At 38.3% G+C, this 24,800-nt stretch carries 17 protein-coding genes, 4 pseudogenes and 1 other annotated feature; of the genes and pseudogenes, 17 read left to right on the top strand and 4 right to left on the bottom strand.

The window, feature by feature from the left end; translation table 11 throughout:
• Window positions 1-11: 11 nt before the first annotated feature.
• The 8 genes and pseudogenes from hemC to M44_RS29500 all read left to right on the top strand — a co-directional run bounded on the left by hemC (window position 12) and on the right by M44_RS29500 (window position 6,349).
• Window positions 12-945, top strand: a pseudogene (gene hemC, locus M44_RS22875) (hydroxymethylbilane synthase).
• Entirely contained in the window at window positions 945-1,562 is a 618-nt protein-coding gene (locus tag M44_RS12295) for a uroporphyrinogen-III synthase (RefSeq protein WP_010174024.1), read from the top strand. Before hemC ends, M44_RS12295 begins: the two are co-directional and overlap by 1 nt.
• Window positions 1,559-1,741, top strand: coding sequence for a uroporphyrinogen-III synthase (locus M44_RS12290; protein ID WP_010174023.1), 183 nt, complete (start codon window positions 1,559-1,561; stop codon window positions 1,739-1,741). The genes M44_RS12295 and M44_RS12290 overlap by 4 nt, the downstream gene beginning before the upstream one ends.
• The gene (gene hemB / locus M44_RS12285) at window positions 1,738-2,718 is read left to right on the top strand and encodes a porphobilinogen synthase (RefSeq protein WP_010174022.1); all 981 of its coding nucleotides are present in this window, start codon (window positions 1,738-1,740) and stop codon (window positions 2,716-2,718) included. Before M44_RS12290 ends, hemB begins: the two co-directional genes overlap by 4 nt.
• A gap of 13 nt (window positions 2,719-2,731) precedes the next feature.
• Window positions 2,732-4,022: pseudogene (hemL, locus tag M44_RS22870) on the top strand (glutamate-1-semialdehyde 2,1-aminomutase).
• Window positions 4,023-4,154: 132 nt separating this feature from the next.
• Entirely contained in the window at window positions 4,155-5,237 is a 1,083-nt protein-coding gene (gene spoVID, locus M44_RS12275; RefSeq protein WP_010174020.1) for a stage VI sporulation protein D, read from the top strand.
• Window positions 5,238-5,310: 73 nt separating this feature from the next.
• Window positions 5,311-6,126 carry a spore coat protein YsxE gene (ysxE, locus tag M44_RS22865; protein ID WP_010174019.1) on the top strand — a complete coding sequence of 272 codons (816 nt, stop codon included), beginning with the start codon at window positions 5,311-5,313 and terminating at the stop codon, window positions 6,124-6,126.
• Window positions 6,127-6,130: 4 nt separating this feature from the next.
• Window positions 6,131-6,349: a hypothetical protein gene (locus tag M44_RS29500; protein ID WP_337444102.1), complete on the top strand. Its 219-nt coding sequence runs from the start codon at window positions 6,131-6,133 to the stop codon at window positions 6,347-6,349.
• A gap of 32 nt (window positions 6,350-6,381) precedes the next feature.
• Here the strand turns inward: M44_RS29500 and M44_RS12265 are convergent, their stop codons facing one another.
• On the bottom strand, window positions 6,382-6,570 hold the full coding sequence (locus tag M44_RS12265; protein ID WP_010174017.1) for a hypothetical protein: 189 nt from the start codon (window positions 6,568-6,570) through the stop codon (window positions 6,382-6,384).
• 144 nt (window positions 6,571-6,714) lie between these two features.
• Window positions 6,715-6,946: a binding site (T-box leader), on the top strand.
• A gap of 56 nt (window positions 6,947-7,002) precedes the next feature.
• On the opposite strand from M44_RS12265, the pseudogene M44_RS22860 reads away from it, so the two are divergent.
• The 5 genes and pseudogenes from M44_RS22860 (at window position 7,003) to M44_RS12245 (ending at window position 16,182) form a co-directional block, all read left to right on the top strand.
• A pseudogene (locus tag M44_RS22860) lies at window positions 7,003-9,652 on the top strand (valine--tRNA ligase).
• 67 nt (window positions 9,653-9,719) lie between these two features.
• Window positions 9,720-11,017 (top strand): annotated as a pseudogene (locus M44_RS22855) (bifunctional folylpolyglutamate synthase/dihydrofolate synthase).
• 64 nt (window positions 11,018-11,081) lie between these two features.
• Entirely contained in the window at window positions 11,082-12,251 is a 1,170-nt protein-coding gene (locus M44_RS22850) for a GAF domain-containing protein (RefSeq protein ID WP_010174015.1), read from the top strand.
• On the top strand, window positions 12,214-12,771 hold the full coding sequence (locus M44_RS25395; RefSeq protein WP_010174013.1) for a GGDEF domain-containing protein: 558 nt from the start codon (window positions 12,214-12,216) through the stop codon (window positions 12,769-12,771). Before M44_RS22850 ends, M44_RS25395 begins: the two co-directional genes overlap by 38 nt.
• Window positions 12,772-12,930: 159 nt before the next feature.
• The gene (locus M44_RS12245; protein WP_010174011.1) at window positions 12,931-16,182 is read left to right on the top strand and encodes a vWA domain-containing protein; all 3,252 of its coding nucleotides are present in this window, start codon (window positions 12,931-12,933) and stop codon (window positions 16,180-16,182) included.
• 169 nt (window positions 16,183-16,351) lie between these two features.
• Here the strand turns inward: M44_RS12245 and M44_RS12240 are convergent, their stop codons facing one another.
• From M44_RS12240 to M44_RS25385, 3 genes are read right to left on the bottom strand one after another with little or no spacing between them, the layout of a single operon-like run.
• Window positions 16,352-18,361 (bottom strand): hypothetical protein, encoded by a 2,010-nt coding sequence (locus M44_RS12240; protein WP_010174009.1) that lies wholly within the window; start codon window positions 18,359-18,361, stop codon window positions 16,352-16,354.
• 13 nt (window positions 18,362-18,374) lie between these two features.
• Window positions 18,375-18,986: a prepilin-type N-terminal cleavage/methylation domain-containing protein gene (locus M44_RS25390; protein WP_010174007.1), complete on the bottom strand. Its 612-nt coding sequence runs from the start codon at window positions 18,984-18,986 to the stop codon at window positions 18,375-18,377.
• Window positions 18,928-19,425: a type IV pilus modification PilV family protein gene (locus tag M44_RS25385; RefSeq protein ID WP_010174006.1), complete on the bottom strand. Its 498-nt coding sequence runs from the start codon at window positions 19,423-19,425 to the stop codon at window positions 18,928-18,930. Before M44_RS25385 ends, M44_RS25390 begins: the two co-directional genes overlap by 59 nt.
• A 215-nt stretch (window positions 19,426-19,640) precedes the next feature.
• Here M44_RS25385 and M44_RS12225 point away from each other — a divergent pair, with 215 nt between their 5' ends.
• The 4 genes from M44_RS12225 to M44_RS12210 are packed head-to-tail and all read left to right on the top strand — an operon-like array spanning window position 19,641 to window position 24,788.
• Window positions 19,641-20,990, top strand: coding sequence for a hypothetical protein (locus M44_RS12225; RefSeq protein WP_010174004.1), 1,350 nt, complete (start codon window positions 19,641-19,643; stop codon window positions 20,988-20,990).
• Window positions 20,991-21,015: 25 nt separating this feature from the next.
• Window positions 21,016-21,735: a PRC-barrel domain-containing protein gene (locus tag M44_RS12220; protein WP_010174002.1), complete on the top strand. Its 720-nt coding sequence runs from the start codon at window positions 21,016-21,018 to the stop codon at window positions 21,733-21,735.
• A 25-nt stretch (window positions 21,736-21,760) separates the two neighbouring features.
• Window positions 21,761-23,071, top strand: a complete 1,311-nt coding sequence (locus tag M44_RS12215; RefSeq protein WP_010174000.1) for a VanW family protein — start codon at window positions 21,761-21,763, stop codon at window positions 23,069-23,071.
• Between the two features lie 55 nt (window positions 23,072-23,126).
• On the top strand, window positions 23,127-24,788 hold the full coding sequence (locus M44_RS12210) for a GspE/PulE family protein (protein WP_010173999.1): 1,662 nt from the start codon (window positions 23,127-23,129) through the stop codon (window positions 24,786-24,788).
• Window positions 24,789-24,800: the final 12 nt, after the last annotated feature.

The raw sequence follows: 24,800 nt of genomic DNA, 5'->3' as shown, positions 1-24,800 counted from the left end.
TAGGAGGAGCTATGAGAAAAATAGTTGTGGGTTCTAGAAGAAGTACACTTGCTCTAACTCAAACAAATTGGGTCATTGAGCAACTAAAGCAGTTAGGTGGAAACTTTACCTTTGAAGTAAAAGAAATTGTTACAAAAGGGGATGTCATTTTAGACGTTACTCTTTCTAAAGTTGGGGGTAAAGGACTATTTGTGAAAGAAATTGAGCAAGCCATGATGGATAAGGAAATTGATATGGCTGTTCATAGTATGAAGGATATGCCTTCTGAACTTCCAAGTGGACTAACCTTAGGTTGTGTACCTCCTCGTGAAGATAGAAGAGATGCTCTTATCTCTAAAAATCACGTAAAGCTAAAGGATCTTCCAAAAGGTGCAGTCATTGGAACAAGTAGCTTACGTCGCGGTGCGCAGCTTCTTGCTGTTCGTCCAGATTTAGATATTAAATGGATTCGTGGAAATATAGATACCCGCTTAGCGAAGCTTGACGGGGAAGAGTATGATGCCATTATTTTAGCAGCAGCAGGCCTCGCTAGAATGGGTTGGGCAAAAGATGTTGTAACAGAATTTTTATCTGAAGACATTTGTGTTCCTGCTATAGGTCAAGGTGCTTTAGGTATTGAATGTCGAGAAGATGACGAGGAATTACTTGATCTACTTTCTAAATTTAACGATAAAGAAACAGAGCGTACGACAAAGGCAGAAAGAACGTTCCTACACAAAATGGAGGGGGGCGTGCCAAGTCCCAATTGCAGGATATGCTACACTCTCTGAAGATGACACCATTCACTTCACAGGTCTAGTCGCTTCTCCTGACGGTAAAACAATTTACTCTCATTTTGAATCGGGTCAAGACCCAGTTGAAGTGGGTGTGAATGTAGCCAAACAATTAAGCTCGCTGGGTGCGAAAGAATTAATCGATAGAGTGAAAAAGGAGCTGGATCAGTAATGAGTTCGCCTTCCCCTTTACAAGATAAACAGATCATCGTCACAAGGGGAGTAGAACAATCCACCTCTATGATTCAGGCAATTGAATGTTTAGGGGGGACAGCTCATGCTGTTCCTCTTCTTGCGTTCTCTGAAAGTACTTTAGAAGATGAATATCTATTAATGATGGAGAAGATCACCCAATTTGAGTGGATATTCTTTACTAGCCATAATAGTATTCATTTCTTCAGGCGAAAACTAAAAAAACTTGGCATTTCACTAAAGGACTTACATGTAAACATTGCAGCTGTTGGAGAGAAGACAGCAAAGCATTTACGTGAACTAGGTGTGGAGGTAGATTTTCTTCCTAGTAGATTCACAGCGGAAGATATGATTCAAGAGTTTTTACTCGAAAATCCATTAGCACAGCATATTTTAATTCCAAAAGGAAATTTAGCAAGCTCTATTCTATCGAATGGTTTGGCAAAAGAGAGGATCTCCCATCAGGAGTGGGTGATCTATAAGAATGAAGTACCAACCTCTTCTCCACAGTGTTTAGAAGAGACGGTAAAAAACATAGGATCGATTGTGTTACATTCACAAGCTCTTCAGCTGTTAAGAATTACATCAAAATCGTGAATGAACGTAATTTAACGGAATATGTGAGGGCATGTAAATATGCTGTAATTGGATCCAAAACGAAACAAACCGCACACAACATGGGTTTAGAAGTGCATATTTGTCCTGATACTTATACAATAGAAGCGATGGTAGAAGAAATCAAAACGTATTTTACTAAAAAGGAGTATGGAAGATGACAGAACTAAATTTTAAACGTCATAGAAGACTACGTTCATCTGATCACTTACGTCAAATGGTGAGAGAAACACATTTACATAAAGAAGATTTAATTTATCCAATTTTTATCGTTGAGGGTGAAGGTGTGAAAAATGCAGTGGCTTCTATGCCGGGCGTATATCAGCTTTCCTTAGACCTTTTAGACGAAGAATTAAAAGAACTAGTCGATTTAGGGATTAAATCGTTAATTGTATTCGGAGTACCAGCTACAAAAGATGATGTAGGTTCTAGTGCGTATGATCAAAATGGAATTGTTCAAGAGGGGATTCGCTTCATTAAAGAACGTTTTCCTGAATTCGTTGTGATAGCAGATACATGCCTATGTCAATTTACCGATCACGGTCACTGTGGCATTGTTCATGAAGGAAAAATTTTAAACGATCCTACATTAGATTTACTAGCGAAAACGGCCATCTCCCAAGCAGAGGCTGGGGCGGACATCATTGCTCCAAGTAATATGATGGATGGTTTTGTTGCAGCTATTCGTAAAGGCTTAGATCAAGCTGGTTATGAGGATATTCCCATCATGTCGTATGCTGTTAAATATGCGTCTAGCTTTTATGGGCCATTCCGAGATGCAGCCCATAGCTCACCCCAATTTGGTGATAGAAGAGCGTATCAAATGGACCCTGCTAACCGAAACGAAGCTCTACGTGAAGCAGTATCAGATATAGAAGAAGGGGCAGATTTCCTCATCGTAAAGCCAGCACTTTCCTATCTTGATATTATGCGAGATGTAAAGAATACAGTGAATGCTCCGATTGTTGCATATAATGTGAGCGGAGAGTACAGCATGATTAAAGCTGCTGCTGCAAACGGATGGGTGGATGAAAAAGGCCTTGTAATGGAAAAGCTAGTAAGTATGAAGCGTGCGGGTGCCGATTTGATTATTACCTATCACGCAAAAGATGTTGCAAGATGGCTAACTAATTCTTAAGGGGATGTTTCGGATGAGATCGTATGAAAAATACAAAAAGAGCATTTAAAGAAGCCGTTGGGTTAATGCCAGGTGGAGTAAATAGTCCAGTACGTGCGTTTAAATCGGTTAAAATGGATCCGATCTTCATGGAGAGAGGAAAAGGGAGTAAGATATACGATATCGATGGAAATGAATACATCGACTATGTTCTTTCCTGGGGACCACTGATTCTTGGTCATACGAATGATCATGTTGTAGAGGCTATTAAAAAGGTAGCGGAAAGTGGAACTAGCTTTGGTGCACCAACTGAAATTGAAAACGAACTAGCAAAGCTTGTGATTGATCGTGTACCTTCTATTGAGATTGTTCGCATGGTTTCTTCTGGTACAGAAGCAACGATGAGTGCTCTTCGTCTAGCACGAGGTTACACAGGTAGAAACAAAATTGTGAAATTTGAAGGATGCTATCACGGACACGGTGATTCTCTTCTAATTAAAGCCGGTTCAGGAGTGGCCACATTAGGGTTACCAGATAGTCCTGGAGTCCCGGAAGGTGTGGCACAGAATACGATTACGGTTCCTTACAATGACCTAGAAAGTATTGAGCTTGCGTTTAAACAATACGGAGATGATATTGCTGGTGTCATTGTTGAGCCTGTAGCTGGAAACATGGGCGTTGTGCCTCCACAGCCTGGATTCTTAGAAGGTCTTCGCCGGGTTACAGAAGAATACGGATCCCTATTAATATTCGATGAAGTCATGACAGGCTTCCGTGTAGATTATGGCTGTGCCCAAGGGTATTACGGTGTGACACCAGATATTACATGTCTTGGTAAAGTGATTGGTGGTGGACTTCCTGTTGGAGCATACGGAGGTAAGGCAGAAATCATGTCTCAAATTGCCCCAAGTGGTCCAATATACCAAGCGGGTACACTTTCAGGTAATCCACTTGCCATGACAGCTGGATACGAAACGCTGCGCCAGCTAACACCTGACACGTATAAAGAATTTGGTCGAAAGGCAGAAATGCTAGAAAAAGGTCTCCATGAAGTTGCTATGAAATACGATATTCCACACACCATTAATCGTGCTGGCTCTATGGTTGGTATTTTCTTCACAAATGAAGACGTCACCAACTACGATCGTGCTAAAACTTCAGATCTTGAGCTATTTGCAGCGTACTATCAAGAAATGGCAAATAACGGAGTATTCTTGCCACCTTCTCAGTTTGAGGGCTTATTCCTTTCAACTGCTCATACCGATGAAGATTTACATAGAACGATTGAAGCAGCTGAAAAAGCATTTGCGAAAATTAAAGGTTGATAAAAGTAAAACGTCTCTTGTTTAGAGGCGTTTTTTTGTTGACAGTGTGTCATATTCAGATACCTCCCTACATAGATTTGTAGTGTGATGGGCTATGCATGTCGCCCAAGCTGAAAGGAGGATATTCAAGTCATGACACAAAATTCAAGCTTACGCTTTTCTTTAGAGGAATCTATTTGGTTTAAAAAAGGACAGGAAGTAGAAGAATTATTATCGATCACATTAGAGCCTCATATAACCATACAAGAGCAAGAACAATATGTGCTTATTAGAGGATACTTAGAGCTTCAAGGGGACTACAAAGAACGAGAAGAAGTTGTGGATTCGGATGAAGGATGGGAAGAAGAAAGAACATATGGCAAACTAGTTGCCTACACGAACACAAGAGAAACAGGTGAAAGTGAATTTTCTCATAGGTTTCCAGTCGATATTACCATTCCGAAGCTTCGCGTTGTGAATTTAAGCGATATTGATGTGTTTGTTGATTCATTTGATTACAACATCCCTGAAACAGCCTGCCTGAAATTACATGCAGATTTAACCGTAACAGGCATTCAAGGTGAGAGTGAGCAACCACAAGCAAAACCTGAATATGCACTCGAAAGCAGATCGGCTGCACAAGTGTACGATGTGGAAGATGATGTAGAGCTAGTAGAGTATGAACCTCCCACTTATCATGAAGAAGAAGACTCCAATGAGGAATTTTATGTTGAAGCAAGAAAAGTGGAAGAGGAAGAAGAAGTAAATGTTCCGATTGAGTATTATGAAGAAGAGTATGAAGCTCCTCAACTGGAATATAGTGATGTTAGAGGGGAACAAGATAGTAATGTATTAAATTTCCCAGGCACTTATGAAGAAGAATCGTCTAGTTCACCAGAAAGCACTCCTAGCTATTCTGAAGAAGAATCTTCCTCAAGTGATGAACTCTTTCAAGAAGAAGAAGAAAGTAGTGAAATGAAGGTCGCTCAAAAAGGAAAGAAACCAAAGGGATATGATGAAGCCATCTCATTAACTGAATTCTTCACAAGAAAAGAGCAGGAAGAAACGTCTAAATTACGGGTATACATTGTTCAAAATGGAGATACATTAGAGCAAATTGCTGAACGATACGGAACAAGTGCTCAAACCATTATTAGAGATAATTCACTAGATGTTTCTCAGGATGTCTATGAAGGTCAAGTATTAACCATCAGTGAAACGTATGTACTTAAATAAGGATGTAATTGGAGCAGGAAGCCTTCCTGCTCTTCTCTATTCATCATGAACAGAGGAAGGGGGGGTGCAGTATATGGATCAACAGCTTATGGTAAAGCTTAAGGAGATTGCTCAATATTACCAGTTAGAACTCCATTTAGCTGAACGATATGGAAAATGTTTTAAACTCTATACAAATAAAGGGAACTATGCACTAAAAGAATTGCCTGCGGAAAGAGGAGTCGATTTTGTTCATCAAATACAACACCTATTTCAATCAGGTTATAACAGAATTGTGCCAGTTTATCCTACGTCTGATGGGCGTTATGCCGTACTTTATGACTCTTCGCTCTACTATCTCATGCCTTGGCTCTTAAATGATGAAAAAGAGGATTACGATGGGAAGCATGTCAAATTGTTTCGTGAAGTGGCAAGGATGCATAGTATCACTTCTAAGGAAATTCCTATTGAACAAAAGGCGAGACAGGAACACTACGATGAGATTAGCCTTCGGTGGGAGAAAGAGACTGAGTTTATGGAAGAATTTTTGTCTCGGTGTGAGGAACAAGACTATATGTCACCTTTTGAGCAATTGTTTTGTCTGTACTACCACGAATCCTCTCTAGCCATAAGGTTTGCGAAAGAAAAGCTTGATCAATGGCTGGAACAATCAAAGGAACGAGAAAAAGTGAGAACCGTCTTTGTGCATGGAAAGCTATCCACAGAGCACTTTTTATATGATGATCGAGGGACTGCCTATTTTAGCAACTTTGAAAAAATGAAGCAGGCTGCTCCATTTCATGATCTGTTGCCTTTTCTTTCGAGAAAATTATACACGTATCCCAAGGATCAAGAAGAGGTATACAATTGGCTTGATCTATATTTTAGGCATTTTTCTTTTAAGAGATGAGGAGATGAGCTTATTTTTGAGCTACTTATCCTATCCAACAGGAATCATAGAAACCACATTAAAGTACCAAGCAGCAGAGAAGAAAAAAGAATCTTCGTATGTACGTAGACTGCAACGCCATTATTGGAGTATGAAAAATACGGAATATATAGTAATGAAATTAGATGAATTGGAAAAGCAAAAAGAAAAAGCCAAGCAGGAAGCAGAAGGAGCTGCACAATAAATGTGAGCTCCTTTTTACCATATGTGAACAGCTTAAATCCATTCGAAATTAATACTAACCGCAATCACAATAAAGATGGCAAGTAACAAAACATCAAAAGTGGTAGGCATAAGGAATGTACGGATGGCTTGAAAAATTGTAAAAGGAATCACAAGTTGTGCTGCCACAGCCTTGGCACTTCGGAACCACTTTTGAAAAGTATAGGTATTATACTTCCTCATGACTTCTCCTCCTCACTACTATAGGGTATGCAACTAATTAAAATGGGTGCACCAGCCTATTTTTGAATAGGTGTCATAAAAATTGGTGATAATGATTGACGATAGAGTAGATTTTTATATACAATAACAATACATAAAAATAACCCAAAAGCTTTGATTGGGAAGAGTACGCTAAACTAGCTTTTAGAGAGGAAGATGAATTGCTGAAACATCTTCTAAGTGAAAGTAGCCGAATGTCGCCCAGGAGCTGTTTATATGAACCCGTAATGGAAGTAGTATAGGCCGGACAATGTTCGTTAACGGAATGAAGATCTAGAGATGGTCTATCCTTCTCTAGAAAAAGGTGGTACCGCGAACAAACTCCCTCGTCCTTTTGGCGTAGGGAGTTTTTATATTGTCAAAAACCGGGTGCTAGTAAAAGGAGGAAACAGGATGGAGAATCAAGAATTATCAATGCCAACAAAGTACGATCCAGAGAAAATTGAAAGCGGTCGTTATCAGTGGTGGTTAGATGGAAAGTTTTTTGAAGCAAAGGACGATAAAACGAAAGAACCTTATACGATCGTAATACCTCCACCAAACGTTACAGGTAAGCTTCACCTTGGCCATGCATGGGATACAGCGTTACAAGATATTTTAACTCGAATGAAACGTATGCAAGGATACGACGTACTTTGGTTACCAGGTATGGACCATGCAGGGATTGCTACACAAGCAAAGGTAGAAGGAAAGCTGCGTGAAGAAGGTAAGTCTCGATATGATCTAGGTCGGGAAAAGTTTCTTGAAGAGTCTTGGAAGTGGAAAGAAGAGTATGCCGGTTTTATACGTAACCAGTGGGCGAAAATTGGTCTGGGACTTGACTACAGCCGAGAGCGTTTTACTCTCGATCAAGGTCTAAATGATGCGGTTAACGAAGTGTTTATTACGCTCTACAAAAAGGGCTTAATTTACCGAGGAGAGTACATTATTAACTGGGATCCACAAAACCAAAACTGCCCTTTCTGATATTGAAGTTATTCATAAGGATGTTCAAGGCGCATTTTATCATATGAGATACCCGTTAGTAGACGGTTCAGGTTCCATTGAAATTGCGACAACTCGCCCTGAAACCATGCTTGGGGATACGGCTGTAGCTGTTCATCCTAAGGATGAACGTTACCAGCATCTAATCGGTAAGAAGGTCCTTCTTCCTATCGTCAATCGTGAAATCCCTATCGTTGCTGATGATTATGTAGATATGGAATTTGGATCTGGTGCAGTTAAAATCACACCTGCCCACGATCCGAATGACTTTGAAATTGGTAATCGTCATGACCTACCTCGGATACTTGTTATGAACGAAGACGGTTCCATGAACGATAATGCGGATAAATATAAAGGCTTAGACCGTTTTGACTGTCGTAAGCAGATCGTAAAAGACCTAGAAGAGCAGGGCGTTCTATTCAAGGTTGAAGAACATATGCATTCCGTTGGTCACAGTGAGCGTAGCGGTGCCGTTGTTGAACCATACCTATCTACTCAATGGTTTGTAAAAATGCAGCCACTTGCGAACGAAGCGGTTAAGCTTCAAGAGAATGAAGACAAAGTTAACTTTGTTCCAAATCGTTTTGAAAACACGTATATGCGATGGATGGAAAACATTCGCGACTGGTGTATTTCTCGTCAATTATGGTGGGGCCACAGAATTCCTGCTTGGTATCATAAAGAAACAGGAGAAGTATATGTAGATAAAACCCCTCCTAGTGATATTGAGAACTGGGAGCAAGATACAGATGTACTAGACACGTGGTTTAGCTCAGCGTTATGGCCATTTTCTACAATGGGTTGGCCAAATACAGAGTCAGAGGATTTTAAGCGATACTTCCCTACAAATACATTAGTAACAGGATATGACATTATCTTCTTCTGGGTGTCCAGAATGATCTTCCAAAGTATTGAATTTACAGGGGAAAAACCATTTAAAGATGTATTAATACATGGTCTCGTTCGTGACGAGCAAGGTCGTAAGATGAGTAAATCTCTTGGTAACGGTGTGGACCCAATGGAAGTTATAGATAAATACGGTGCAGATTCTCTACGTTATTTCTTAACAACTGGTAGCTCACCTGGTCAAGATTTACGATTCAGCATGGAGAAGATTGAAAGTGTTTGGAATTTCGCCAATAAGATTTGGAACGCTTCTCGTTTTGCCCTCATGAATATGGACGACATGACCTATAACGAAATCGATCTATCTGGAGAAAAATCTGTAGCGGATAAATGGATCTTAACACGCTTAAATGAGACGATTGAGAGTGTTACGTCACTAGCTGACAAGTATGAGTTCGGTGAAGTGGGACGAATTCTTTACAACTTTATCTGGGATGATTTCTGTGACTGGTATATTGAGATGGCGAAGCTTCCATTATACGGTGAAGATGAAGCGGCAAAGAAAACAACTCGTTCGATCTTAGCGTATGTATTAGATCACACCATGAGACTATTACACCCATTCATGCCATTCATTACAGAAGAAATCTGGCAGAACCTTCCTCATGAAGGGGAAAGTATCACCTTAGCCTCTTGGCCAAAAGTGAATCCTGCATTAACAGATCAAAAAGCTGCAAATGATATGAAGCTATTAGTAGAAATCATTCGCTCTGTTCGTAATATTCGGGCCGAAGTGAATACACCATTAAGTAAAAAGATTAAAATGCTTATTAAAGCAAAAGATGAGTCGACACTTTCTACGCTGACTCTAAATAAAGGATATATTGAGCGTTTCTGTAACCCAGAGGAACTAGAAATCTCACAAGATTTACAAGCTCCAGATAAGGCCATGAGTGCAGTTGTAACAGGTGCAGAAGTGTTTTTACCTCTAGCAGGTTTAATTAACATAGAAGAAGAAATTGCTCGTTTGGAAAAAGAATTAGACAAGTGGAACAAAGAGGTTTCGCGTGTTCAAGGAAAACTTTCAAATGAACGATTTATCTCGAAGGCTCCTGAAAGTGTAGTGGCTGAAGAACATGAGAAAGAACGTGTGTATCTAGAAAAGCGTAAATCAGTAGAAGCGCGTATTGAAGAATTAAAGTCAGAAGTGTAAAGTAGAAAGGGCGAACCAAACCATTGGTTCGTCCTCTTTATATTCGAATGAAAGTAGTGATGGCAGAATGATGACGTATCATCAAGCAGTTGATTGGATTCATTCCCAAATGAAATTTGGGATTAAACCTGGCATTGAGCGAATGAACTTTATGTTAGAACAATTAGGAAATCCAGAGCATAATATGCGTTCGATACATATTGGTGGTACGAATGGGAAGGGTTCCACGTTAAGTTATATGAGAGAAATTCTCTTAACAGAGGGATATACTGTGGGAACCTTCACCTCGCCTTTTATAGAGAGCTTTAATGAAAGAATTTCTAGAAATGGAACACCCATTTCGGATGGAGAGATTACCCGGCTTGTCGAGACGGTTCAGCCAGTCGTAGAGAAATTAAAAGCGACAGATCTAGGGGAAGCGACTGAATTTGAAATCATCACAGTTATGTGCTTTTACTATTTCGGTAGTGTTCACCCGGTAGATTTTGTGTTAGTGGAAGTAGGTTTAGGTGGTCGATTAGATTCTACGAATGTGATCGAGCCACTTCTTTCTGTCATTACCACAATAGGTCGAGATCATCAGCAATATTTAGGTGATACACTAGAGAAAATTGCATTTGAAAAGGCAGGGATAATAAAAAAGAAAACACCTGTTGTAATTGGTGTCAAACAAGATGAACCGAAAGAGGTTATTGTGAAAAAGCAAAGGAACAACGGTCTCCCTTCTATATTCTACATCATCATTTTACATATGAATCTAACGTATCACATGCCACTGGTGAAACGTTTACGTATAAATGGGGCGAACATATATTGCGTGATCTTCGCATTGATATGGCGGGAGAGCATCAAATTGAAAACAGTGTAGTTGCTCTCACAAGTCTATACATTTTACAAGAAAAAGGCGAAGTAATACTATCAGAATCTGCTATACGAAATGGATTACAGCATACGAAGTGGCCAGGTCGGTTTGAGGTGATGTCAGACCATCCAACAGTTATTTTGGATGGTGCTCATAATATAGAAGGCATTCAGAGTCTTCTAAACACATTGAATTCTCGTTACAAAAGGGAGGATGTAACCGTTGTTTTTTCAGCATTGAGGGACAAAGAAGCAGCTGATATGATCGACATGATTAAAAATTCGTATAGCAAAATGTTTTTAACGACATTTGCATTTCCTCGTGCTTTTTCTCCAAAGGAATTAAGAAGAGAAGGAAATAGCCTTAATGTAGAAATAGTAGAGGATTACGAGAGGTATATAGAAGAGTTTCTTCATTTAGACGAAAAGGACAAAGTGTTAGCCGTTACAGGCTCATTATATTTTATTTCCGAAGTAAGAAAGTTTTTTCAGAAAATAAAATAAATTAGTAGAGAATATTTGGCTATCATTTGGTAGAATAAATAGTACAAAAGATAGGGGGGGAATTGTGACGAAACGAAAAGAGTGGCTTATACATATTTTGTGGCTCATACTGTTCCCTACTGGTCTCATCACCTTATCTTACACCTATGGACCTGAATCATGGGATTTAGTGGTCATGTTTGGGTACATTTTACTTGTTTTTCTAGTATCATATTTTCCGATTGTCATTAACCAAACGCCAATTGTGAATATACAGTGGGTTACCATTGCAGCATTCTTACAATTTGGACTTTATTTTGAGATCTTACTCACTCAAATGGCCGTATTATTTATGCTGGTCCGATTGAATTTAGGAAAAGGAGATTCCTATCGTTTTCCTATGAATTCACTCATGTTTTTCTTCATTAGCTTGTGTAGCGGTCTCGTATATTTTGCCGTCGGTGGAAATACGTCTGACATGCAATTTTCTTCATTAATTGGTCCTATCATCATCTATCAGATTTCTTTATTTTTATTTAATGAACTATTTCTGGTTGTTGCCCAGTGGTATACAGGACGAAAGCGTAAATTATTTGGAGAAGATGTTGTTTGGGATATTATTGGGAGCCTTGTTTCTTTGCCATTAGGACTTTCGCTTTATTATTTAATTCAAGAAATAGGTTCTGGTGCCTTTTTATTGTTAGGTGTACCGTTTGTGTGCGTTAGTTATTTACTCACCATGTATAAAAGCTCTGAAGATGTGAATAAAATTCTTCAAAAAGCGGCAGATATCGGCCATGATCTTACAGAGCGTTTAAGAGTGGAAGAAGTATTATCAACGTTTATTACACGTATTGTAGAAACAATCCCTGGAGCAGAAGCCTATATTTATGACGTAAAGCAAGGGGAATTTTTGTTATTAGAATTTTCATCTGATGCCACTCGTTTACCGAGAGCGATTCAACATGAAAACTCTTGGGAGATATTTAAACAGGTGAGTGAAAGCAAATCTCCGATGTTAGTAAAGAACAATGAAATAAAGGATCATGAAATTAAAAAAAAGAAAAATTGGAAGAACCTCATGGTGGTTCCCATCATTAGAAGTCAAAAGGTAGAAGGCATTCTTTTGTTAACAACGTATAAAAGGAGCGGCTTCAAAAAATACGAAGTGATGATTGCGGATATCCTTGCTTCCTACTTAGGAGTAGCCATCCAAAATGCCAGAAACTATGAGAAAACAAAAAAGGAATTCTGAAAGATGTGGTTTGACAGGACTCTATAATTTCAGATTTTTCGAAAATTTTATTGAGCTTGAAATGGCTCTTTTAAAAGACGGGAAAAGACAAAATCTTTCACTGATTCTATTAGATATTGACCACTTTAAACAAATTAATGACACATACGGTCATCAGGCTGGGAATGAAATATTAATAGATTTAAGTAGAAGATTACAGAACTTTATTGGAAAAAAGGGAACGGTAGCAAGATTTGGTGGAGAAGAATTTGTTGTATTGTTGCCTGATTTTGAAAAGAATGAAGCGGTGGAATTAGCAGAACAATTTAGGTTGTCTCTAGAAAGCGAGCCATTTCCTGTTCATGATACAATGGTGGCCCCTTTAAATGATCGCGTTTATATTACAGCTAGTTTTGGTGTGTCCTCGGCCTTTCTTGACAGTGATGATGAAACGGCCCTAGTTAGGAATGCAGACCGTGCCCTATACGTAGGAGCCAAACAAAAAGGACGAAATAAGGTAGCCTCATATTCTCGTGGCTAAGTTCACTATCGTGTATTTTTTAATAAAAAATTTACATGATTGTGAACTTTTTTTGTGTTATATAGATTAGAAGATTGTTATAATTGGATTAGGACAATATTCATAAAAATAAACAAATTCTAGGTAAATATAACCGTGTATTGAAAAGGGGGGCTATTAATGAAGCAAATGGCAAGATTCTCGTATTTATTTACTTTCTTACTACTATTAAATTTCATCTTTAGTACTAATTTGGCTTCTGCATCAAACAATGTTACGGTAAATTTGTCCGTAACACCTTCACAAAGTGTTGTCATACTACCCACAACCTCTAATGCTAAAGCAAGCTTAAATCTTATGCTAACACCAACAGGAAATCCTCAAACAGAAAGAGATCCAATTGATTTAGTATTTGTTTTTGATAAATCTGGTTCGATGGATTTTAAAGTAGCAAGTAATTCATCTGTTAAGCGTATAGACAGTGCAAAATCGGCCATGACAAATGCTTTAATGTTTTTCGACGGTCAGAACACGAGCGACCGATTTGGATTTGTTCCATTTAGTTCTAATGCTAATACAGATGTAGTTTCCTTAACAGACTCAAGTGGATGGGGGAGCTCTAGTTATACTAATTCAAAATTACAAACGATCCATAACAAGACAATGGGACTTTCAGCCAGTGGAGGAACGAATTATACCGAGGCTCTAGACGTAGCATCGAAACTATTTGATTCATCCTCTAAGGATAAGAATATTATCTTCTTAACAGATGGCACCCCAACATTTTCATTTAGTGACGAAAAAGTATACTATAAAAGTTACTGGGGTTCATCTTCTGGAAATGACAGGGTTGAATATCAATCCTATACGGACCTAACTTATCAGTTTACTGAAACAACTAAGTATTGGTATAAAATGGGGGATTATTTCTATAAGAATAATACGAAATATAATATGAACACCACATATAACCCAAATGGCAATGCTACTACCTATAAGAACAATTTCGAAAAACTGGTGAAACAAAACGACAAAAAAGTAGTTCAATCTCTATCCTCATCTGGAATTAAACTTTATACATTAGGGTTCGGAGATTCAATAGATGGAGATTACTTAGCCGAATTAGCGAACCTTACAGGTGGCTCCTACAAAAACGCAATAGGACAAGACATTAATGAAGTACTCATGAATATTTCAGAAGAGGTTGCTGCACCAAAAGTTGATGTAGAAGTAAAGATTGATCTATCGAAGTATAGTAATAAAATTGTCGTTCCAGAAAACTCTGGAGCACGTAAAGAAGGAAACCATTTATTTATTAAACACACATTCAGTTATGAAAACGGAACTCCTGCTGCCGTTCCCATTAACCTACCATTAGAGTTTAAACAAGAAGGAGTCTATACTTTTGATAATATTACCCTTACGTATAAAGATTTAGAAGGGAACACGAAAACTAAAGTTCATGACCCTGTGACTATCACAGTTATGAAAAACGCACCAGCCTCTCTAAACGGGACTCTTGAAGTGAAAGGTGTCACCAATTCAATTGATAGTTTAGTGAAAATGAGTGGAGATTCAAACAATCAAGAAAATGATTTCACCATCAATTATTCATTAACTCCATCTGCGGAAGTAGCACCTGGAGTAGATGGGAACCTATCTCAAATTGTCATACGCCAGGAATTACCTGAAGGAGTAAGTTTAATTGGGAAAACTTCTAATGTGACAACAAACAAAGTAGTGGAAAATGGGAGAAATGTTGCGTATATCACGTATCGAGATTCACTTCCATATAAAAATGGTGTCTTCACAACAAATCCACTAAAAGGTGGAATTACGTTAGAAACAGACTGGGCTTTAAATAATGTTTCGATCCCAAATGCAACCGTAACCTATGTTGATTCAGATTCAGGTCCAGGTTCTGCAACATTAACGGGTATCTCAAGGTCACAATCACTTACAAGTAAAGTTCGTATTAATGAAAGTGCATTAGTCGCTTATGATGGTTTTGCCAATGGAGTGATTCAGAAAGTAGAACGATTAACAGGAGCTGTCTTAGACCGTACGGATGCCACAAAAGCAGAATCGTTTGGTCTTAAGAAAGAACCGGTAAAAGAACTATCCTTCGTATCAGAAGGTACGAAAATTGTAGGTCTAGAAAGCTTATATAGTAAAGATACAAAGGGTATCCTTTATTTCCAACCACAACTACAACTATCTGAACAGGCATCAGGCTCAATCCTGAGTAACAATGATCATACGTATGACGATGTGGTAGCAGAGTTATCAAGACTAGTACCGGGTAATAATGTTGTCTATACGTATCAACATACGAAGGATGGAATACCATCTGTACCAGAAGCATTTGATCCTACTACAACAAAACGATTAACAGAGCCTGGTAAGTATGAAGTAAGTGTTAAAGCAACTGGAGGATTCGGAAACGGTGCGACTGTAAAGCAAACCATCTATATTGATCAGTACGTAGAAGAGATCACAGTTCGACCGAATCCGATTGAATTGGAAATTGGAGATGAAGAATCCTTTACGGTATCCGTTCTTCCAGCAAATGCAACAAACAAACAATATGAAGTGAAAATCAAAGAGCAGACCCGAGCTGACGGTGGGAATGGAACAGTTGCCGTATTAGCCAATAACTCGACGATATCAGGTATTTCAGAAGGTACCGCAGTACTTGAGGTAAGAGCCTTAGATGGTTCTGAAACGGTTATTGAAGTTCCTATTACAGTCATTGATCCATTCGTCTCAGTTCAAGAAATTCTCATCTCTCCAGAATCAATCAGTGTTAATGAGAATGAGACAAAGGGTGTCACCATTACAGTACTACCTGAAAATGCCACGAATAAAGAGTTAGACATTAAAGTGATTGATCCACTTCTTCCACTATCCCTTACGCCAATTGCAAGCTTTGAACAAGCAAGTGTGTCTGGTAATACGGTAGAAGGTTGGATTAACGGGAAAATACGAGGCGAAGCAAAATTAGTCGTTCAAGCCACTGATGGTTCTGGAACGGAGAAACGGATAGACATTACGGTAATTAGACCATATTATCCACTTCTAAGTATAAAATTCAAAGAGCCAGTCATTACGGTGTATCTAGACGACCAAAGCATAAATGTAGATGATTATTTAATCTACAACCCATCCAATGCAACCAACAAAAATTTAGCAGAGGTTATCTCTTCAGAGCAAGACATTATGAGAGTGATCTATAATGAAGATGAAAATGTATGGTATCTGATTCCAGAAAGCCTTGGATATACAAAAGTGTCGGTTACGGCCGAAGAGACATTATCCAACGGAGATCCAATTAAAGATTCAGCTACATTCCAAATCATTAAAGGCTCTTCTGGTGGAGACCCAGGTGATGGTAACGGAGATGGCGGAGATTCAATTGAGGGAAGATGGTAAACGAAAAAGACGGACTATTAGTAGTTCGTCTTTTTTCTATGCAAAATAAAAGGTTATACATGCGCACAATAAAATGTACGAATCCTCATCATTTTCATTCCTTGCTTTTGATACTAAAAGAGGGTGGGCCCAAAAGACTAGGGTCCACCCTCTATTTAGGTAGTATACGTTACCTCACAATTAAATCAGAACTATACATAGACAACCGGTCAACCTTTGGCAGGAAATCGATATTATCTGTTAACACGGATTGATCGTAATCAACATTAAAGCGACTGTAGTGATCTTCTTGATTAATATTTGAACTAGTAGGGTTTAATTTATCCAAACTGACAACCTCGCCTCTTATGGCATTAATCTCAAGATCTCCTTTAGAGAAGATTCCCCCTTCAATGAAAAATTGAGAGCCTACCCCATACAGTACTGCGTTTGTATCCGTATAGAAAAATGCCTGAAGAGGTTCGATGTCTTCATCAAATGGTAATAATTGACCTTCTGTTTCACGGCTGTCAGAGAAATTCCTGAACTCATTCATTCTCGTTAATAACAGGTCATCCCCGCTAAGAAGAATAAGTTTCTTTCGTTTAGACGTTTCATCACCAGGGATTTCGTATCCGCCTTTTATATTTAGGTTGCTGATTTCTGCCGTTTTTTCCACATAAATGACAGAATCAAATAAAATGGTATCGTTCTCTGCTTCACCGCGGGACGTTTCGTTATCGTTCCCCGAGATAATGAGTTCACCATTTCTTACTACCATATCCCCTCGTAAATCAATAGTAGAATCTAGTGATTTAATAAAGGCATTTCCCTCTGAATAAATATTTCCAGCAATATTTAATTGCTCTTGAGCTTCTATGGAGAAACTCCCAGTCGTGATAATATCTCCCGTAATTTCAAGCGTATTAGAAATGTTAACAAGGGAGACGTTACCTGTACTTATGATGTTATCAATTGAGACAGGTTGGTCTGTTATAATGGTGATATCCCCGTTTACAACAACATCCGTTAAGTTCATTGGAGTATCTAATGCTAATACCACTACATCTCCTATGTGGCGGATTTGTGTTAAGCTCCCATCATCTCGAAATAGATCCGCATCAGTGAGGTCAATCTCATCTAGAATATCTGTTATATTTCCTAGAATATCTTCAACTATATCATCTACAGGTAACACACTACCTAGGCCAAACTTAGATGCAATCCGTTCTGCTAACGTTCCACTATAATCTCCAGACGATAAATCATTCGCAGCAAGCATCGCTTCCCCTTTTTCAGCAATCGTTTCGTTAAAATCAATGTCTACAAACTGACTGTCATGGTAGAGCTCTGGTGCGTCTTCTTTATAAAACTTAATCTCACTATCAGGTGTTGATGGATACACCAATTCTTTTAAGCTAGTATAATTAGCCGTATTAATATTAGTGAAAAGGTCACCGTAAATAGAAGGGTACGGTGTATCAATCACATTTAACGCTTGAGATTGTGTCGTGTATTCTGCATCTTTCTGAATAAGTAAATCATTAACATAAAGGTTTCCAACAATAGAAGGGGATCCATTTAAATGAAGGGTTTCACCAGCACCTACAGCATATTTTAAGAAGCTTGGGATAGGTGAGAGAATGACTCTTTTTATCGCTGTGCGCTGAACAAATCCTTCTTGATCGTCAGGTGTGTTGGTAACAACGACAATATCATACACTCTGGTAAATAAATTTCGATCCAGATCAAACGGGGCAGTAGGATATAGAGAGGATACGTTTCCAACGCACGAATCTGAACCAATTGATGTGATGTTACCATCCGTAATATCGATTAAGTTAATACATTCGATAGATTCTAAATACGTATCAGAGTTACTCTCATTCATAAATAGATCAGTCACTGAATTCAATGTTTCAAGACCAAGTTTATTATTTAAGTTATACAAGAAATTACTATTTGCTAGGGCATAGTCTACATTTGTAGGGTCTGAAAGCTTTGTGGACAGCTCAGCAGTGACTCTATCGACAACTTTTAACGCATCATACGTAATATTAATATCGGTCTCCCTAACTTCAGTCCTCTTAGCACCACCAATGGATGCGGAAACAATCGCCATACCTACCGTTACAAGAACGACTGTCGTAATCATAACGTTTAGTAACGTGTTCCCTTTATTATTTAATAATGACTTCAACTTAGACCCTCCTTTAATAAGCAAATTGACTATCTAATGTTAATGACCTGTTTGACTCTTGATCATTTGCCACTATATGTAAATCAATGATACCCTCTGAACACAAGGTTGCTCCGTTATAGTCTGTTGTTTTAGTACAGGTAAGAGATATAGATGAATTCTCAAAAGTCGATGTAGTCGGAATGACATTACCGCCTATCTCCCAGAATGTGCTTCCGTTTTGTTCTACTAGTCTTACATTTGTGGTCGTTTGTGCGTCGACTTCACCTTGTTCGTTAACATAGTAGAAAGAAGAACCTTGCTCTACTGTGGAAGTCGTACTATCAATAAAACTTACACATTCACCTGCTGCTTCTCCGTCACATATTTTAGAATCATCAAATGGAGTAGTATATAAGGTTTGTATTATAAGTGCAGAAATATAGTCGGCATCTTCTCTGAATTGGCCTTCAATAGTGATCATTTCATATGCTCTAAATCCCGTTAATAATACGCCATATGAGACAGGTAATAGAATACTCATGATCGCCATTGTTGCTAGAAGTTCAATTAATGTAACTCCTTTGTTATCTGAGATCCTCGCTTTTAATCGTTCCTTCCACTGTTGTACTTTCGCTATTTCCATTTCGGTCCCACCTCACTTCCACCTGAATTGGTAAGTAATGTCCTTTGCTTTCTTCCGTTTCTTCTCCATTTTGATAGACAACAACTTCAAAAGGATCGTTATTTATAGTAATAGGACTGCAGGATACATCAGGCGTTTCAGAGGAAGGATACATGTTGTAGCCTTCACTACCACAGATTAGTACTTCAAGCGGTTGGTTAACGGAAGTGGATTCGAACCGATCTCTCATTTGCAGATAGTTTTGTTTTTCCATAAACATCATCACATTCCTTGCAACATTGACGGCAACCGTTTTTTCTTGATTGTAACTCGTGTATGTACTTGCTTGAATAAAATAGTTCATAAAGCTTAGGAGAATAATACTAAGAATGGTGATAGAAGCTAAAAGCTCAATGAGTGTAAAGCCATTATTATTTTTTATTAATTTTGAATGTTTCATTCACACACCTTCTTTTAAAATACTTCACTTTATTATACAATATCTAGTAGTCGAAAAAAGTTGATACATCAAGAAAAAAATAAGAAAAATTGAAAAGAAGGGAGTGAATGCGGTGAATTTGTTATTAATTGTCGTAGCTTTTTTACTATTACTACCAATACTATACTTTTTACCTATTGGATTTCAGCTTAAAAGGAAAAATAATTTTAGCAAGTGTGGCCTTATTTATTTCATTACTTGGAATGATAGCTTCTATTTCCTATCCTGTTGGGGCCGTCCTTATCGTTTTGTTCATTCTAGTACTATTTTCGACGTACATACTTGAGAAACGATTTAGTCCTGCATTTTCAGGTTTGACTAGCGCCGATGAAGGAGAAGAGTCAAATATGGATGAGTTTGAGGAGCAAGTCATTCCACGAGTTACTCCTGAAAAAACAAACAACGTCTCAGCAATCTCTCATTTACAAGATGAAGAGCCATCTCTTCAACACCCCAAGTCCGACGTAAAGGAGAGTAAAGAATTACCATTCGTAGAGTCATCAAAAACAGATGTTTCTACCGATAATAAAAATAGTGATGAATATTTGGAAGATGAAGAATTAGAAGAAATCTTTGCCGCTATTTTAGAAGAACCGTTGGAAGAGGAGCCGTTACCTAACGATGAAGACTCATTACCTGGGAAAGTGGATGAAGAAGAACTTGATAGTGTTCTTCCACTTCTAGTTGATGAAAATACCCCTCCACAGGATGAAGAAGAGCTTGAACTTGAAGAGATTTTTGATCAAACAGACCGCTTATCCCATTCGGAAGAAACAGAATCAACGAAAATAGATGAATTACAGGAAGATTCACCTGTAGATTATCTCGAGGATTTATTCCAAGAAGAACTCGATACCGAAGAAGAAGACAAAGAATTGAGCTATGATTCAAACAAAGAAGATTCTACTCCAGTTCTTCATGAAGAAGATAGCTTAACAGATCAAGATCTCTTTGAAATAGACGAGTCTTCAGTAGACAGTGAAGAAACTCCTAACTTAAATCAAGATACAGAAAGCGAACCAGCTCAAAACGAAAATGAAAGCAAAGAGTCTCATTCCATTTCAGCAATAGAGGAGTTCGAATTACAATCACCTGAATCTATTGAGGAAGAAACGACCTTAGAGCAAGATGAAGTACTGCTAGAAGAAACACAAGAAACGGCAGAGAGCTTTGATGAGAGTGATGAAGTAGAACAAGAAGAGTTAGAACAGCAAGATCATGTAGTAGAAATTGAGACGACTGAAAAGAAATCAATCTCTCATTTGATTGTCCAAACATTCGTAAAACAACTTTTAGAGGAAAAGCAGCAACTTGAAGCACCTGAGTATCAACATCTTATTAAACAATATTTACATCCAAATCTCCACGACAAGGATTATTACGTTTTTGCAAAAATGCTGGTAGAATCTTATATTGAAAACGAGGATCAAGAAAGTTTAGCTGAGCTCATTGTAGAGCTAGAGAAACGATTTGAATCTTATCCAGTAGTACAACAAGAAATACAATTATTTAAATTAGCAAAATAATTTGAACAGAATAGGTGTGGTAAACATGAAAAAAAGCGCAGAAATTAAAGGACTACCAATTATTAGCATCGGTGACGGGTCTGAGATAGGAAAAGTAAAATCACTAGTCGTAAATCCAGAAAAAGGTTCGATTGATTTCTTAACAATTGAACACGAAGTAAGCGTGAAAGCTATACCATTTAAGAAAGTGGTAGGAATTGGTGAGTTTGCTGTTACTGTAGAAACGGAAAGTGCCGTTATTGATTTAAATGAAATTCCAATTGCTAATCAACTGGTTAACAAGAAAATTCGTATTAACGAAACAAGAGTGATGACTAGAAAAGGTCAATTGATTGGTGAAATCACAGAATACTATGTAGATGAAGAAAATGGTTTGATTTTAGGAATGGATTTACGTTCAAATCAAGGAGATGCTTATTTAGAAGCTAAGCATGTCTTAACATTTGGTAAAGATATTATTGTAGTACAAGAAGACGCGATGAATCATTATAAAAAGTCAGCAACTGAAGCTAGGGAAGATGTGATGGTAGAGGAAGTAAAAGAAGAATCTGCGCCGTCACAATTAGAAAATATTAGAAAAGAGCAAGATTCACTACTAATCGGGAAGAAAGTAACAAAAGATATATATGACCCGACTGGTTCAGTCATTATTCATAAGGATATAGTCTTAGAAGAAGTTCATGTTGAAGTTGCTCGACTTGCAGGACCATCTGTATTTGTAGAGCTATCTATGAATGTAGAATAAGGATCGATAAAAGGGGGAGATGCCAGTGACTGGTACATCATTTACCAAAATCCTCATAAGCTTAATGCTTATGACAACCTATTTATTCGGATTTTCACAACTGGGCTCCTTTGCATTCAATCGTCTAGTAAACTCGCAAAATTTCACTCCAAACACATCAATCGGATCCGTTAGTGTTGGGGGTGAATCTACTAACTCTTCTATGGAATTGGTAGAAGAAGCAATAGAACAATGGGGTAAAACAGGGGAAGTACTGTTTAGCTATGTAGACAACACTGTTGAAATACCACTTGAGTTTTTTACATTTGATGTAGAGGGTTCCGTTGGAGTAGCAAGTGATTCAGCTACAAATTCTCTTTTCGTTACGATTGATCGTGAGGGTCTTTTAGCATTCATTGAAAAGCAATTCTTATTGTCAGAAAACCAACTTTTGGTAGAGGAACTTTTAAATTCACTACAGAGAGAACTATCTTTCCTACCAAGCACCACCATGATTCCATTAGAGGAATATGTATCTACCAGTGATACACGTGAAGTTCTTGTTGAGGTTATATCAGAGCCCATTACGATTGAACCTTCTTTAACGAGCATCACGAACAATCTATCCAGTATACAACTTAAAGAAAATACTATGTTCTCCTTGAACGATACAATTACGGATCGTGGCATCACGGTGAAAAATGAAAACTCTTTAACTTTAGTTGGTTCTTTACTGTATGAGCTATTTTTGTCCACCAATTTCTTAATTGTTGAAAGAAGTCAAAGTCAGAGTCTATCTGAAGGGATTCGCTTAGGATACGAAGCAAAAGTAAGTCCAAGCAATCAGATTGATTTTGTCGTGGCTAATCCAAATGCAACTATGTATGAGCTATCCCTTAAGTTAAAAGGAAATCGATTAGTAGCGGAGTTAATAGGACCAGCATTTCCGCAAGAATTTAAACCTTTACTCAAAGAGGAAGAAACCTTTGATCCTAAAACCATCATTCAATACAGTCCTCAAGTAACTTCGGTGGAAGTAAAGGAAGAAGGAAAAGAAGGAGTAATGGTGACGGTTTATCGTCAATCCTTTGATAGCAAAGGGACCTTGATTGAAGATGAATTCATATCAGAGGACTTTTATCCACCTGTTCACCGTATAGAGATTCACCAAAGTAAAAGAGAAAATACAACCGTCACGTCAGGCGATTCAAAGGGACAAAGCGATGGTGCCACAGATTCAGGAGATTCCTCTAATGGCACTACGAATCCTGACACTGAAGGTGACGGAGAGTCAAGTGGTGAAGACAGCGAAAAAGATAAAGATGAAGAAAAAGATAAAGATAAAAAAAGAGGATAATGACAGCGGTGATCCATACGATCCATCCATTACAAAATAGAAATGGGGTGACAAGGTGATTAAAGAAAGAAAACGTCTTGGCGATTTATTGGTTGAATCGGGCTTAATTACAGAAGATCAGCTGCAGGATACCCTAAAGGATAAGCCTAAAGGTCAAAAATTAGGGGATGCACTGTTGCAGAGAGGATACATTACGGAGCAACAGCTGATTGAAGTGTTAGAGTTTCAGCTTGGTATTCCTCATGTGAGTTTGTATCGATATCCATTCGACACCACCCTGTTTCATTTGATTCCAAAAGAATCGGCCAAACGTAACTTGATGATTCCTTTAAAAAAGGAAGGAGATCGACTATCCGTTGCGATGTCAGATCCTATGGACTTTTATTCTATTGAGGATCTTCGATTAGCAACAGGCTTTCAAATTGAAACGGCCATTGCGACGAAGGATGATATTTTACGAGCTATTGCAAAATATTATGACGTAGACGAGGGATTTGAAGAATTTACACGAGATCAATTGGGAATTGACAAGGTAGAGGAAGAAACCATCATTGATGATGACTCTCCTATCGTTCGGTTAGTCAATCAAATTCTATCCAATGCCTTCACGCAAAAAGCAAGTGACATTCATATGGACCCACAGGAAACAAAGCTTGTGATTCGTTATCGTGTGGATGGTGTCCTTAGAACGGAACGGACCTTACCAAAGCATATGCAAAGCATGCTCACAGCCCGTATTAAAATCATGGCCAATCTTGATATTACCGAATTCAGAGTTCCTCAAGATGGACGGATTAAAGCCAATGTAGACCTACATCCAATTGATTTACGTGTATCAACACTTCCAACTGTGTATGGTGAAAAAATTGTTATGAGGATATTAGATCTAAGTGCCTCTCTTAATGATTTAACTCAACTTGGGTTTAACAAAGTGAATTTAAAACGATTCCTTCATATGATTGAGCAGCCAACGGGCATTGTGTTAATATCGGGCCCAACTGGATCAGGTAAATCTTCTACTCTTTATGCCGCATTAAACCGTTTAAATTCAGAGGAAGTTAATATTATTACAGTTGAAGATCCGGTAGAGTATCAATTAGAAGGCATTAACCAAATCCAAGTGAACTCTAATGTAGGCCTAACCTTTGCAAAAGGGCTACGTGCCATATTACGTCAGGATCCAAATGTCGTTATGGTCGGGGAGATTCGTGATCGAGAAACTGTTGAAGTAGCGATCCGTGCTTCCTTAACAGGTCACCTTGTATTAAGCACTATTCATACAAATGATTCGATTGGTACAGTGACGAGATTACTTGATATGGGAGTAGAACCATTTTTAGTAGCTTCTGCGTTATCGGGTGTCGTTGCTCAGCGACTTATAAGAAGAGTATGTCGTGATTGTGGCAGAGAGCATGAGCCGAGCTTTAGGGAAAAAGAAATTTTCGCGAAGCGCGGAATGAAAATTGAACGAGTGATGAGAGGCGAAGGGTGCTCGTCTTGTAATATGACAGGATATAAAGGACGAATGGCTATCCATGAAGTTCTTGTTATGAACGACGAGATGAAACGCATTATTTTAAACGGGGAATCGTTTACTAAGCTTCGTGATGTGGCGATTAAAAATAAAACCATTTTCCTTATTGATGATGGGTTATTGAAAGTGAAGCAAGGATACACAACGACAGAAGAAGTCTTACGAGTAGCTATGTCAGAGTAGGTGAGTGCATTA

The organism is Bacillus coahuilensis m4-4 (genome assembly GCF_000171615.1).
In the GTDB taxonomy this organism is placed as follows: domain Bacteria; phylum Bacillota; class Bacilli; order Bacillales; family Bacillaceae_K; genus Bacillus_T; species Bacillus_T coahuilensis.
Note: the sequence above shows the minus strand (reverse complement) of the source record. Positions and strands in the feature narration are given on the sequence as shown.